This is a genomic window from Acidovorax sp. JG5 (genome assembly GCF_017939685.1).
Classification (GTDB): Bacteria; Pseudomonadota; Gammaproteobacteria; order Burkholderiales; family Burkholderiaceae_C; genus Acidovorax.
Map to the genome: position 1 here is coordinate 1 of NZ_JAGKSE010000073.1, position 482 is coordinate 482.

The following is a 482-nucleotide window of genomic DNA, read 5'->3' on the forward strand; positions in this document are numbered from 1 at the left end:
GGCGTCACAGCGACGAAGCCCTGCTGGCGTACATGCGCGCCATCCACGCCGAGGTGAAGGGGGAATACGGCTGGCCACGCATGCACAAGGAACTGCTGGCCCGGGGCATCCGAGTGGGCAAAGACCGGGTGCGCAAGCTCATGCAGCAGCACGGCATCAGGGCCAAGACCAAACGCAAGTTCGTGGTGACCACCGATAGCCGCCACAGCCTGCCGGTGGCGCCCGACTTGGTACAGCGGCGCTTCAACCCCGAGGCGCCCAACCAGCTCTGGAGTGGCGACATCACCTACATCCAAACCGACGAGGGCTGGCTGTACCTGGCTGCGGTCATCGACCTGTTCAACCGTCAGGTGGTGGGCTGGAGCCTGCAGCCGCACATGCAGGCCAGCCTGGTCAAGGACGCGCTGGCCATGGCGTGGTGGCGCCGCAGGCCGCCTCCTGGGCTGATATTCCACAGCGACCGGGGCAGCCAGTATTGCAGC

The 482-nt window shown here is 66.2% G+C and carries 1 protein-coding gene; it reads left to right on the top strand.

Translation table 11 applies throughout. From position 1 onward, the window contains the following. On the top strand, positions 1–482 hold a 482-nt coding region (locus J8G26_RS19170), incomplete at both ends, for an IS3 family transposase (RefSeq protein WP_210570850.1).